The 12,548-nt window shown below is 59.2% G+C and carries 10 protein-coding genes; 7 read left to right on the plus strand and 3 right to left on the minus strand.

Annotated features, from left to right (window positions below; all coding sequences use genetic code 11):
• Window position 1: 1 nt before the first annotated feature.
• Window positions 2–1,660 (minus strand): adenine deaminase, encoded by a 1,659-nt coding sequence (gene ade / locus M9Q49_RS27790; RefSeq protein ID WP_254512571.1) that lies wholly within the window; start codon window positions 1,658–1,660, stop codon window positions 2–4.
• 101 nt (window positions 1,661–1,761) lie between these two features.
• Here ade and M9Q49_RS27795 point away from each other — a divergent pair, with 101 nt between their 5' ends.
• Entirely contained in the window at window positions 1,762–2,373 is a 612-nt protein-coding gene (locus M9Q49_RS27795; protein WP_254512572.1) for a nucleoside deaminase, read from the plus strand.
• 164 nt (window positions 2,374–2,537) lie between these two features.
• Here the strand turns inward: M9Q49_RS27795 and xdhB are convergent, their stop codons facing one another.
• Both xdhB and M9Q49_RS27805 read right to left on the minus strand, forming a co-directional pair.
• Entirely contained in the window at window positions 2,538–4,892 is a 2,355-nt protein-coding gene (xdhB, locus tag M9Q49_RS27800; protein ID WP_254512573.1) for a xanthine dehydrogenase molybdopterin binding subunit, read from the minus strand.
• The gene (locus tag M9Q49_RS27805) at window positions 4,889–6,364 is read right to left on the minus strand and encodes a xanthine dehydrogenase small subunit (protein ID WP_254512574.1); all 1,476 of its coding nucleotides are present in this window, start codon (window positions 6,362–6,364) and stop codon (window positions 4,889–4,891) included. Before M9Q49_RS27805 ends, xdhB begins: the two co-directional genes overlap by 4 nt.
• 99 nt (window positions 6,365–6,463) lie before the next feature.
• Between M9Q49_RS27805 and M9Q49_RS27810 the strand changes: the two genes are divergently transcribed.
• Genes M9Q49_RS27810 through uraD form a run of 6 tightly spaced genes read left to right on the plus strand, consistent with a single transcriptional unit; the run spans window position 6,464 to window position 12,505 of the window.
• Window positions 6,464–7,741, plus strand: a complete 1,278-nt coding sequence (locus M9Q49_RS27810; protein WP_254512575.1) for an allantoate amidohydrolase — start codon at window positions 6,464–6,466, stop codon at window positions 7,739–7,741.
• 14 nt (window positions 7,742–7,755) lie between these two features.
• Entirely contained in the window at window positions 7,756–8,505 is a 750-nt protein-coding gene (gene allE / locus M9Q49_RS27815) for a (S)-ureidoglycine aminohydrolase (protein ID WP_254512576.1), read from the plus strand.
• Window positions 8,502–9,752 carry a M20 family metallo-hydrolase gene (locus M9Q49_RS27820; RefSeq protein WP_254512577.1) on the plus strand — a complete coding sequence of 417 codons (1,251 nt, stop codon included), beginning with the start codon at window positions 8,502–8,504 and terminating at the stop codon, window positions 9,750–9,752. Before allE ends, M9Q49_RS27820 begins: the two co-directional genes overlap by 4 nt.
• A gap of 21 nt (window positions 9,753–9,773) precedes the next feature.
• A complete protein-coding gene (gene pucL, locus M9Q49_RS27825) occupies window positions 9,774–10,625 on the plus strand; it encodes a factor-independent urate hydroxylase (RefSeq protein WP_254512578.1) in 852 nt (283 codons plus the stop codon).
• Window positions 10,626–10,648: 23 nt separating this feature from the next.
• Entirely contained in the window at window positions 10,649–12,001 is a 1,353-nt protein-coding gene (gene allB / locus M9Q49_RS27830) for an allantoinase AllB (protein WP_254512579.1), read from the plus strand.
• A 3-nt stretch (window positions 12,002–12,004) separates the two neighbouring features.
• Window positions 12,005–12,505: a 2-oxo-4-hydroxy-4-carboxy-5-ureidoimidazoline decarboxylase gene (gene uraD, locus M9Q49_RS27835; protein WP_254512580.1), complete on the plus strand. Its 501-nt coding sequence runs from the start codon at window positions 12,005–12,007 to the stop codon at window positions 12,503–12,505.
• Window positions 12,506–12,548 lie beyond the last annotated feature (43 nt).

Consider the following 12,548-nt stretch of genomic DNA (forward strand, 5'->3'; position numbering starts at 1 on the left):
GCTACCGAATAAACAACGACGTCATCTCGCCGCGCAAACAATCGAACAATCCGCGGTCGCTTAGCTTCAATTCAGGAATGACCAAGAGCGCCATGAATGACAGCGTCATGAACGGAGCTCGCAGTGGCGAACCGAGTTCCTTGGCCCGGGCATCGAGATGCGAATAGGCCGCGGCGACTTGCTCGTAGGGTTCGGCCGACATTAGTCCCGCGACCGGCAGCGGCAAGATCTCGACGTTCGTTCCTTCCGCGACGGCCAGGCCGCCGCCGACCGCGATCAATTCATTGATCGCCGCGGCCAGCGAAACGTCATCCACGCCGACGGCAACCAGGTTGTGCGAATCGTGCGCGACCGACGAGGCAATCGCGCCGCGCTTCAGGCCGATCCCTTGAATGAAGGCAACGGCAGGTGGAGCGGCGGCATAGCGATTTACCACCACGATCTTCAGCAAGTCGCGCTCGGGATCGGCGACTGCGTAGCCGTGTTCGAGCTTCGGCTCGGCTTCCAAGTGGCGCGTGATCAATTCGCCATCGAGCGCGCCGATCACACGCAGGCGGTTCGATGTCGCTGCCACGCGAAAATCGTCAGGCCGCCGTGCGATCGGCAAAAAATGATTCACCGGCGCGGTCACCACGCTCGGCAGTTTCGTCTGGCCATGCTCTGCGACCAGCTTGCCATCGATCCAAGTTCGCAGCACGCGAAACTCGCTGAGATTATTCACCTCGATGAAATCGGCAGGCTCACCGACGCGCAGCAAACCCACCGGTAGGCGATAGTGCTCGACCGGCTGTACGCAAGCGGCGCGGAGCACGTTGAACAACTCATAGCCATCGGCAATCGCGCGACGAACGAGACGATTGATATGACCAGTGACGAAAATGTCCGGATGCAGATCGTCAGAGCAGAACATGCAACTCGCGCTGTGATGTCGCAGCAGCGGGGCAAGGGCTGCATAGTTGCGAGCCGCGGAGCCTTCGCGAATCAGAATCTTCACACCGTAGCCGATCTTTTCGGCGGCTTCTTCGTAGGAGACGCATTCGTGATCGGTTGTCACGCCGGCCGCAAAATAATCGCGACACGCTTCGCCGCGCAGCTGCGGCGCGTGCCCATCGACTGGCTTGCCGCGTTTTTGCGCCGCGCGGATCTTCTCCAGCATGTCGGCATCGCCGCGGATGACGGCGGGAAAGTTCATCACTTCGGCGAGATAACCGATCCGCGGATCATCGAGCAGCTGCGCCACTTCGGCAGCATTCAGCACCGCGCCCGCCGTTTCAAACGGAGTCGCCGGGACGCACGAAGGAGCGCCGAAACAGATCTTCAGCGACGTTTGGGCCGCGCTCGCGAGCATGAACTCAACACCGGCAATTCCCAGCACATTGGCAATTTCGTGCGGATCGGAAACCGTCGCCACCGTGCCATGCACGACCGCAGCTCGGCCAAACTCGCTGGGGATGAGGAGCGAACTTTCGACGTGAACGTGAGCATCGACGAAACCGGGGAGCAGGAATGTCTCGCAGTTGCCGCCATCTTGAGAACTGGCTTCGCGAATGCTGGCGATGCGACCTCGTTCCACCGTCACTTCGGCGGGAAAAACCCGCCGGTGGTGAATGTCGACCAGGTTCGCGGTGTATTTCTCGGCGGGCTTCGCGGGATCGCTCATAGAGAAGTTGCAATTGTTGCGAATGTCGGATGGAGCTAATAATAGGACTGCAGGCGGAAAACACCAAACCCACTCGCGACCTGACGCCTGAAGTTCGTCTTATGAATCCCGTCTCCGCCACCATCGAGCTCCCCCCCTGGCTGGCTGAAGTCGTCAGCAAGGCCGATTTTCACTCGGGGCAACTGGTTGGCGACAGCGATGCCGCCCGCATGCAGTGGGCCATCGATCTTTCGCGCCGCAACATCGCCGAAAAAACCGGCGGACCGTTTGCCGCGCTCATCGTCGAAGAATCGACTGGCGCGTGCGTTGCCGCTGGCGTCAACCTGGTGGTCACCTCGGGCACTTCGGTCGCGCATGCCGAAACAGTGGCCATTCTGCTGGCTCAGCGCGGCGTGGGAACCTTCGATCTCGCGGGCCGATCGCCGCGGCGTTACACGCTCTACGCCACCGGCCAGCCGTGCATCATGTGCTTCGGCGTGATCTGGTGGAGCGGCATAACGAAACTCGTCTGCGGCGCCCGCGGCGAAGACGTCGAGAGCCTCACGAGTTTCCGTGAAGGCCCTCTTCCCGCCAATTGGCCTGCACTCCTCTCGCAGCGGCCTCATGTGCCGATCGAAATCATCCGCGACGTCGAACGCGCCGCGGCCTGCGAGGTGCTGAAGGCATACACGGCAGGGGGCCATCCGGTTTACAACCCGGGTTCAACGGCGTAGCTGGATTCATTTTTTTCGGTGGATAGCATTGGTTGCGTCAGCAACCAATGTCGCGCCAGCGAAAAGAGGCATAGCGGTTGAGGTGACGCGCAATCCCCGGCGGAGATCGATACGCACCCCGCATGCGACGAAATTTTCAACGGGCGGCGGAATGCCTCTTGCCGCTACACGGACTCGATTGCTGAAGCAATCGAGCCTATCCCCATCGCTTTCGCCCGCGAGAACTGCCGCGACAATTGCCGCAGGATTTCTTCACCGGTAGCCGGCACGCGCAGATCTTCCGACGGCACGGCTTGCGAGATGGCGTGTTTCACTGCGGTCCACACGCTGATGGCAAGCATCAGGGGTGGTTCGCCGACGGCTTTGCTGCGGGCGACGTTTTCGGTGTTGTCGTCGTTGTCAAAAAACTCGCAGTTGAGAATCGGCGGCAGGTCGGTGATGGCAGGAATTTTGTAGGTCGTGGGCGAATGCGAAAGGAGCGCGCCTTTGTCGTTGTAAATCAACGCCTCGGCAGTGACCCAGCCCATCCCTTGTATGAAGCCGCCGATCACCTGGCCGCGGTCGATGGCAGGGTTGATCGATTGGCCGATGTCGATCAGCAGATCGACCCGCGGCACGCGTAGATCGCCGGTGAAGCGATCGATCTCGACCTCGGCGACGGCGGCGCCTTGCGTGTAATACAGAAACGGATTGCCGCGGCCCGTGTCGCGGTTGTAATCGACGCCGGGAGTCGCGTAAAAACCCCGCGCGCCAAGATCGATCCGGGCCAGACGGGCTTCGCGGCAAAGTTGGCCGAAGGGAATGCGCTGCTCTGGATTGCGGCGGTCGAAGACTTCGCCGTTTTCGAAATGAATGCACTCGGCAGACTCGCTTACGCCGAGATCCCACACCGCAAGTTTGGCCGCAGCAAATGGTGCGAGACGGTCTTTCAAAATCTGACAAGCCCGCACCGCGGCGGTACCGTTCAGATCGGTCGAAGCCGAAGCGGCCGTCGGCGACGTGTTCGGGTTTTTCTCCGTCGACGTCGGCATGAGGAGGACGCGATCGAACGGCAGGCCGAATTCATCGGCGACGAGTTGTCGGATCTTCGTGTTCACTCCTTGGCCCATTTCGGTCGCGCCGGTCGAGACCTGAATCGTGCCGTCGGTGTACAGATTGACGAGCGCATTTCCCTGGTTGAGAAATTTCGTCGTGAACGAAATGCCGAACTTCATCGGCGTGATGGCGATGCCGCGGAGTTTTAGTTTGTCCTTGCTGTTCGCTGTCTCGATCGCAGTCCGCCGCGCGTGATATTGCGAACTGGCGGCCAGCGTCGACATGATCTCCGGCAGATGGTTCTTCCGCACAATTTGGCCGTAAGGAGTAATATTCCTTTCATCCACGCCGTAAAGATTGCGCAGCTGCACTTGGTACGGATCAAGCTGCAAATCGCGAGCGATCTCGCTGATGATGTTCTCGATCGCGATCATTCCCTGCGGCCCACCGAAGCCGCGGAAGGCAGTATTCGACGGAATATTCGTGAAGCAAACCTGGCCGATCATTTCGACATGCGGCAGATAATACGAATTGTCGAAGTGAAGCAGCGAACGCTCGAGCACCGCGAGCGACAAGTCGGCAGAGCAACCGCCGTTGGAGAAAAACTTCACGGCGACGCCAGCGATGCGACCTTGCAGATCGAAGCCCGCTTGCCACTCGACGCGATAAGCATGCCGCTTGCCGGTCGAGCACATGTCGTCGTCTTTGCTGTAGACGATTCGCGCGGTGCGCCCCGTTTTGAATGCGACCAGCGCGACGAGCACGGCGGGAATGACGGCTTGCGTCTCTTTGCCGCCAAAGCCGCCGCCCATTCGTTTGCAAAGGCAGACGACCTGATGCTGCGACAAGCCAAGGGCATCGGCGACGACGTGCTGAACCTCGGTGGGGTTCTGCGTCGAGCTGTGAACGACCACCTGGCCTTGCTCGCCCGGATAAGCGATGGCGGCTTGCGACTCGAGATAAAACTGCTCCTGGCCGCCGATGTGAAACACGCCGCTGAGTTGCCGCGGCGCGTTTTTGATTTCGGCAGGTGCATCTCCCTTGATGATCTTTCGCCCCGGTCCAATGAATCGGCCGAGTTCCATCGAGCGCTCGATGCTCAGGATCGGCTCGATTGGTTCGATTTCAATCTTTACTTTTTCGCGCGCGACAGCCAAAGCCTGCAGCGATTCGGCTGCGATGGCGACCACCGGCTGACCGACGTACAGCACTTCTCCTTCGGCGAGAAACGGTTCGTCGCGAAAGTGCGGGCCAAAGAAGTTTTCGCCCGGCATGTCGTGGGCGGTGTAGATCGCAACCACGCCGGGAATTTTCAACGCTGCCGAAACATCAATCGACAGAACCTTGCCGCTGGCAAACTTGCTGCCGGCAAAGCCGACATGCAGCGCGTCGTGCGGCAGCGGCAAATCTTCGATGAATGGCGCACTGCCGGTGACATGGCCGACGGCAGAGTCGTGCGCGATCGATTGGCCCACAATGCTCATGCCGCCACGCTCCGTCGCTCGTGGAAGAATTTCAAGAAGACATTCCGCACCAGCTGCCAGCGAAAATCGGCACTCCCGCGAACATCGCTGATCGGCGTCACTTCCTGCGCCGCTAGTTCACCGGCGGCTTGCATCGTGCTCTCGCTGAACGGTTTGTCTTTCAAAAAGGCTTCGGTCTGTTTGACTCTGATTACCGTCGGCCCAACCGCGCCGAGCGCGATGCGAGCTTCGACGATCGTTTCGTTTTCGATGGTGAGCAAGATCGCGGCGGTGAAGGTGGAGATATCGAGATCACGCCGCCGGGAGATTTTGTAGAGAGAGAGTTGTTGATTCGCAGCAGGCGGAAAAAATGTTAAACCGGTGAGAAGTTCAGCAGGTTGCAAGGCTGTTTTGCGGTAGCCCAAATAGAAGTCGTTGATGTTCACCACGCGGGATTTGCGTTCTGGTCCGACGATCAACAGCATGGCATCCATGACCATGAAGAACGGAATGGAATCAGCGATCGGCGAAGCATTAACGAGGTTGCCGCCGATCGTACCGACATTGCGGATCTGCGGTGAGCCAAACACCGCAACGATTTCGCCAAGCTGGGAAGGGAATTCGGCTAGAAAATAGGGCGGTAATAATTCGCTCCAAGTTGCCGCAGCGCCGCAACAAATGGAGCCATCGAATTTGCCATCTTTGTAAACGATACCCACACCTTGCAAATTTCGAATTCGATTGAGCGACACGAATTTCTCAGGGGCGATCATTCGCTTGTTGAGCTGCACCCCCACATCTGTGCCACCAGACACTACTTTAGCGGCCGGATTTGCGACGAGATAACTTACGGCATCGTGCGTATCGATCGGTCCATATACTTCTCGCGAACCATCGCGAAGATGGAATGCGGTCCGGGCCAAGGGCTGAAACTCCTGGCACATTTCGAACTCAGGATACAAGGCCACAATTTTTTCCGGATTCGCCCCAGCTGCTTGCATCGCCGCCGCGAGAATCGACGAGTAACCGGTGCAGCGACAAAGATTGCCCGTCAGGCCGCAGCGCCATTCTTCTTCGGTCGGCTGCGATTTGTTTTCCAGCAACCCCGTCATGGCGACGGCAAATCCGGGCGTGCAATAGCCGCATTGCGAGCCATGCAGTTCGACCATCGAACTTTGCACAGGTGAAAGTTCATCGCCGCGTCGCAACCCTTCGACGGTAACGATGTGCGTGCCGTCGAGCTGGAACATCAGCTGAATGCACGAATCAACGACGTGATACTCAAGTCTGTCGTCATATGCACCTTCCGGCGTTCCCTCATAAAAGCGTCCCACCAGCACGCTGCACGAACCGCAATCCCCTTCGCTGCACACGATCTTCGTACCGGTCAGGCGGAGTCGCGTGCGGAGATACTCCGAGAGGGTGAGGAACGCATCGCTCCCCCTGACTTCATGGCGGCGGCCGTTGACATACAAAACGAGATGCTCACGCATCGGGTACTCCCGACATGCACCAGGCCTCGCGAACGTCCCGCCCGAGACGTTCAACTCTTATTCGACGATTGATGATCTCTTCACTATACTCGGACCATTGTGAATCACCCACCCCAAGACGACGTTCTCCTCGCGGAGCTGGCGCAGCGCACGCTCGATCGCTGCGAGGCCGCCGCGGCGTTTACCGAAGAGCCCGGCCGGATCACGCGGACGTTCTGCTCCTCCGCGATGGCCGATTTGCATGTGGCGCTGCGGGATTGGATGGAAGCGGCGGGCCTGACCTGCCGGGTCGATGCGGCGGGAAATCTCTTCGGCAGGCTGGAATCGCCGTTGCTAGATAATGCTCAGACGCTGCTGATTGGCTCGCATCTCGACAGCGTGCCGAATGCCGGTCGATATGACGGCGTGCTGGGTGTGATGCTCGGCCTGGCGCTCGTGGAAGCCGTGCAGCGCAGTGATTTGCGGTTGCCGTTTGCACTGGAGGTCGTCGGCTTTAGTGAGGAAGAAGGAGTCCGCTACGGCGTGCCGTTTATTGGTTCGCGGGCGCTCGTTGGGGACTGCGACGAAGCATTACTTCAACGTAAGGACGCAAATGGCGTTTCTGTGGCTGAAGCGCTGGGCCACTTTAGCTGCGATGCTGCGCAAATTCAGTCCTGCGAACTGCCGGCGAAAAAATACGTCGCCTATCTCGAGCCGCACATCGAACAAGGGCCTGTGCTGGAGAGTGAAGATCAGCCGCTGAGCATCGTCACCGCGATCGCCGGCCAAACGCGGGCAGCCGTGCGGTTTGTCGGCGCGGCAGGCCATGCGGGAACGGTGCCGATGGAGTTAAGAAAGGACGCACTCTGCGCCGCGGCCGAATGGATTATCGAAGTCGAGAAAGCGGCTCAGCAAACGCTCGGCCTGGTCGCCACGGTCGGCACGATTGAAGTTTCTCCCGGCGCGGGCAATGTCATCCCCGGCGAAGCTCGGCTTCGACTCGACATTCGCCACACCGACGACAAAATTCGCCAGGCCGCGGTCGAGCATCTCATTCGCCTTGGCAAAGATTTGCAGCAGACGAGAAATATCGAATTCCAATTCACAACCGCTCATGAACACTCTGCCGTGGCGATGGATGCTGCGATCACCACGATGCTGAAGCAAGGCATCGCGGCTGCCGGACATCGGACGATGGAACTGCCGAGCGGCGCGGGTCACGATGCCGCCGTGATGGCCCGCCGCTGGCCCTCGGCTATGCTATTTATTCGTTGCCGCGGCGGCGTGAGTCATCATCCGGATGAAGCGGTGACGCTCGCCGATGTTACCGCAGCCCTCACGGCGATATGGCATTTCGGACGACGGTTGAATTCTAAAATCCTGAGCGACTACTTCTAATTTACGCGACCAGCATGGACATCTTCGGCTCATCTCGTTCCCGCATTGCTCGCAACTACGCGCTCCTCACACCCGATACGCACGTGCCGTCGCCGCTGATCGGCTGGGAGAACGCGACGGCGTATTTTCACATCACGCCGGAGATGGGTGCGCGGTTTCAGCAATACACAGCCGTCCTCGCGCCGGGCGGCAAAGGGATCGAACCAAGCGCTGCGATCGAGCGGTTGTTTTTTGTGCAAGAAGGTAATCCGAGCGTTGAAGTCTCGGGCAAAACAACCTCGCTGAAGCCTGGCTCGTTTGCATTTCTGCCGGCAGGAACCGCGCACAAGATTTCCACCAAGGACGCAACCAAGCTCATCGTCTTCGAAAAGAAATACCTCCCGCTCGCCGGTGTGAATTCGCCGCCGGTCGTGATCGGTCACGAAGACGACATCGAAGCCAAGGCGTTTCTCGGCGATGAAGATGCGCGGCTGAAAACACTGCTGCCGATCGATCCCGCGTTCGACATGGCCGTCAATATTTTCACGTATCAGCCCGGCGCCACGCTGCCGTTTGTCGAGATTCATGTGATGGAGCACGGCCTGCAGATGATCCAGGGTTCGGGCGTGTATCGACTGGGCGATGATTACATGCCGGTGGCGGCCGGCGACATCATCTGGATGGCTTCGTATTGCCCGCAGTGGTTCGTGGCGATGGGGAAGCAGCCGGCGCGATACATTTATTACAAAGACATTCACCGCGATGGCTTGGAGTTGCGAGGATGAGCGCCTTGTCGCTGTCAGTTTCCGCCGAGCGCGTCTGCCGCCAATTGGACGAGCTCGCTGCCTTTTCGGATGCTCCCGCACCGGCGGTGACGCGAGTTCTCTTCACACCGACGGACATGCAAGGTCGGGCGTTTATCAAACGCCTGATGGAAGATGCCGGCTTGTCCTTTCGCGTCGATGCGGCAGGAAATCTGTTCGGTCGCTGGATTGGCAGTGAACCAAACCAACCAGCCGTGGCCACGGGTTCGCACTGCGATGCAATTCCCCACAGCGGCCGCTACGACGGCACGGTGGGTGTGATCGGCGCGATCGAAGCGGTGGTGTCACTAAAAGCAGCCGGCTTTCAGCCGCGGCGGTCGATCGATGTGATCATGTTCAACGCCGAAGAGCCGACGCGCTATGGCATTGGTTGTCTTGGTAGTCGGATTATGAGTGGACGACTTTCTCCAGAAGCGGCGGGCGAATTGCGTGATCAAGACGGCGAGACGTTTGAAACGACGCGTAAGAGCTCAGGCTGTCTCGGTAAGCTTCCGAGTGTGCGAATTTCGCCGAGCAAGTACAGTGCGTTCGTCGAACTCCACATCGAACAAGGCCCGCTGCTCGAAAAGCAAAACCTGCCGATCGGAGTAGTGACTGCCGTCGCGGCCCCGGCAGCATTTCGAGTGACGTTCCACGGCGAGGGAGGCCATGCCGGAGCGGTGCTGATGCACGAACGCAAAGATGCACTGCTACCGGCCGCAGAATTGACGGTTGCCGTGGAGCGTGCAGCGATGGAACTCGGCGGGAAGGATACGGTCGCAACCGTCGGCATTCTCGACGTCCATCCGCATGCGATCAACAGCATTCCGAGCCGGGCCGAGATGACCGTCGATGTGCGCGATATTGATTTGCAACGGCGCGACCTGGTGCTGGAAGTGATCAAGCGATACGCCGCTGAAGTTGCCCAGAATCGCGGCATGAAGATGAATCTCGAAATGATCAACGCCGACCCACCGGCGAAGTGCGACGTGCAAGTCATCGCCGCCATCCAAGCGGCTGCCGAAGAAGCCAAGCTTCCCGCCCTACCGATGATTAGTCGGGCGTATCACGATTCGCTGTTCATGGCCCTCATCGCGCCGACGTCGATGATTTTTATTCCCTGTCGCGGCGGTGTGAGTCATCGGCCCGATGAATATGCTTCGCCCGCAGCGATTCGCGGCGGCGTTGAAGTGCTTGCCCGCACGCTGGCCCGTTTATCTCATTCGTAAGGCGCCTTTTGAGGATTTACCTTGGCCCATTTGCAAAGTCAGAGTTACGGCAAGAGTCGCGTTCGGCTGTCGCACATCGAGCGGAAAGCCGAGCGTCACGAGTTCCTGGAAGTGACCACCGCGATCTCGCTCGATGGCGATTTTGCCGCTGCGTTCACGTCGGCAGATAATCATCTGATCGTCGCCACCGACACGATGAAGAACACGGTTTACCTGCTCGCGCACGAGCACGGCGTGCCGTCGATCGAAGCCTTCGGCTTGCGGCTGGCCCAGCATTTTCTCGATCAATATCCGCACGTCACGCAGGTCCGCGTCTCGCTCGAAGAGAAACCGTGGCAGCGCCTGGCCATCGCCGGCGAGCCGCATCCGCACAGCTTTGTCGCGACCAGCGAGCGTCACATCTGCGAAATCGCCGCGACCCGCACGGCAACGAAGATGACGTCGGGCATGACCGACCTGCAAGTGCTGAAAACCACGGGCTCCGGCTTTGCGAATTTTCATCGCGACGAGTACACCTCGCTGCCGGAAACCAACGACCGCATCTTCGCCACAACGATCGAAGCCAACTGGCCCTGCAGCAACCTGCCCGACGACTGGAGCACCGCGCGCCAAAACATTCGCGCAGCCATCTTAAAAATCTTCGCCGAGAACTTCAGCCCTTCGGTGCAAGCGACCCTCTTCGAAATGGCCGAAGCAGCTTTCGTCGCCTGCTCGCAGATCGACGAAATCACCATCACGATGCCGAACCAACATCACATTCCGTTCAACTTCACCCCGTTCGGTAAGACGAATGCGAACATCACGTTCATCCCCACCGATGAACCGCATGGCCTGATCAGCGGGACGGTGCGAAGGGGAGAGAAAAAGTGCTGAGCGCGAGCTATTCGGATCCGAGCATGTTTTTTCTGCAAAGTCGTCGCGTCGTAACGCCAGAAGGAGTGCGCCCGGCGAAGATTCTTGTAAACGGCACCGTGATGCTGGTTGCCAACTACGGCGAAACTGTCAATTTCGGACGGCCAATGGAGATTGAAGTCCACGACCTCGGTGATCTCGTCATTTCGCCCGGGGTAATTGACGCTCACGTCCACGTCAACGATCCGGGTAGCGACTGGGAAGGATTCGAATCGGCCACGCGGGCTGCTGCGGCCGGCGGTGTGACCACGCTCGTCGACATGCCGCTCAACAGTCTGCCGGTGACAACGACGATCGCTGCCTTGAAAGCTAAGCAAGAAGCATCGCGGCGCAAGTTGTGGGTCGATGTAGGGCTGTATGGCGGATTGGTGCAAGGCAATGCCGATCAAATGCAGGACTTGTGCGACGCCGGCGTGCTCGGTGTGAAATGCTTCTTGTGTCATTCGGGGCTCGATGAGTTTCCGAACGCGCTCGAAGCCGATCTGCGGCAAGCCATGCCGATTCTGGCGAAAGCCAGAATTCCCCTGCTCGTGCATGCGGAACTGTTAAGTTCGCCGGCGCCTGCCGTTGTTGATCCTCGCTCTTTCGCACAGTTCGTCGCATCGCGGCCTGAGAAGTGGGAATTGGATGCGATTCAGCTGATGCTTAATTTGTGCCGCGAAACGGGATGTCAGGTGCATATCGTGCATCTGGCCACCGGCGCCGCACTGCCGATGCTGGCCGCAGCGAAGCAGGAAGGCCTGCCGATCACGGTCGAGACTTGTCCGCATTATCTGTTCTTCGAAAACACGACTGTTGCCGATGGCGACACACGCTTCAAGTGCGCGCCGCCCATTCGCGCAGGTGCAGCCGCCCAGTTGTGGCAAGGTTTGCTCGATGGTGTGATCGATACGATCGGCTCCGATCATTCGCCGTGTCCGCCAGAGATGAAGCATCTCGATACCGGCGACTTCACGCAGGCGTGGGGTGGAATTGCTTCGTTACAATTGACATTGCCCGCGGTGTGGACGTTCATGAGACGTCATGGCTGCGAGGATCTGTCGCTGGTCACAAAATGGCTGACGACCGAACCAGCGAAACTTGTCGGCATCGAAGTTCGCAAGGGGCAAATCACCGCCGGTTTCGATGCCGACCTGATCGTCTGGGATCCAGACGCAAAGTGGAAGGTCGAAGCGAGCGAGTTGCTGCACCGCCAACCGATCACACCCTACGACGGCTGCGAAATGACGGGCAAAGTGGTGCGAACCTACGTGCGCGGTCAGCAAGTGTTTCGTGATGGCCATCTGCTCAGGCAGCCATTCGCAAAGGTGCTCAAGCCGTGGTGGCAAGGACAGTAAGTGATGAATGTCGCCAGCACTCTCAATTCGCTCGACGCGGCCCCTGCCCGCGATGCTCTCCAAAAATGCTGCGCCGCGCCGCAGTGGGCTGAACAGATGCTCGCGCGCCGGCCATTCGCCACCGATGAAGAAGTAACTCACGCCGCAGTCGACATCTGGTGGTCGCTCAATCGCAACGAGTGGCTCGCCGCTTTCGCCGCGCATCCCAAGATCGGTGATCCGGCCAGCTTGCGGGCCAAGTATGCGAATACTTCGCACTGGGCCAGCAACGAACAAGCAGGCGTTGCTGCCGCGGCCGAACAAACGTTGCAGGAACTCGCCGATTACAATCAGCGGTACGAACAGCGGTTTGGCTACATCTTTATCGTGTGCGCCACCGGCAAGAGTGCAGCCGAGATGCTTGCGCTGCTCAAAGGACGCATCGACAACGATGCTGAATCGGAGATCAAAGTCGCCGCTGGCGAGCAACTGAAAATCACTTTGCTGCGGCTGCAAAAAGTGTAGTCGTCACGCTCCGCGTGGCGCGCCCCACACGGAGCGTGAGAAC

The organism is Anatilimnocola floriformis, assembly GCF_024256385.1.
Taxonomy (GTDB): domain Bacteria; phylum Planctomycetota; class Planctomycetia; order Pirellulales; family Pirellulaceae; genus Anatilimnocola; species Anatilimnocola floriformis.

Bases quoted from the DNA above. Each gene is read 5' to 3' on its own strand.
- ade (WP_254512571.1), bottom strand. From the start codon at position 1,660: ATGAGCGATCCCGCGAAGCCCGCCGAGAAATACACCGCGAACCTGGTC.
- M9Q49_RS27795 (WP_254512572.1), top strand. From the start codon at position 1,762: ATGAATCCCGTCTCCGCCACCATCGAGCTCCCCCCCTGGCTGGCTGAA.
- xdhB (WP_254512573.1), bottom strand. From the start codon at position 4,892: ATGAGCATTGTGGGCCAATCGATCGCGCACGACTCTGCCGTCGGCCAT.
- M9Q49_RS27805 (WP_254512574.1), bottom strand. From the start codon at position 6,364: ATGCGTGAGCATCTCGTTTTGTATGTCAACGGCCGCCGCCATGAAGTC.
- allE (WP_254512576.1), top strand. From the start codon at position 7,756: ATGGACATCTTCGGCTCATCTCGTTCCCGCATTGCTCGCAACTACGCG.
- M9Q49_RS27820 (WP_254512577.1), top strand. From the start codon at position 8,502: ATGAGCGCCTTGTCGCTGTCAGTTTCCGCCGAGCGCGTCTGCCGCCAA.
- allB (WP_254512579.1), top strand. From the start codon at position 10,649: ATGTTTTTTCTGCAAAGTCGTCGCGTCGTAACGCCAGAAGGAGTGCGC.
- uraD (WP_254512580.1), top strand. From the start codon at position 12,005: ATGAATGTCGCCAGCACTCTCAATTCGCTCGACGCGGCCCCTGCCCGC.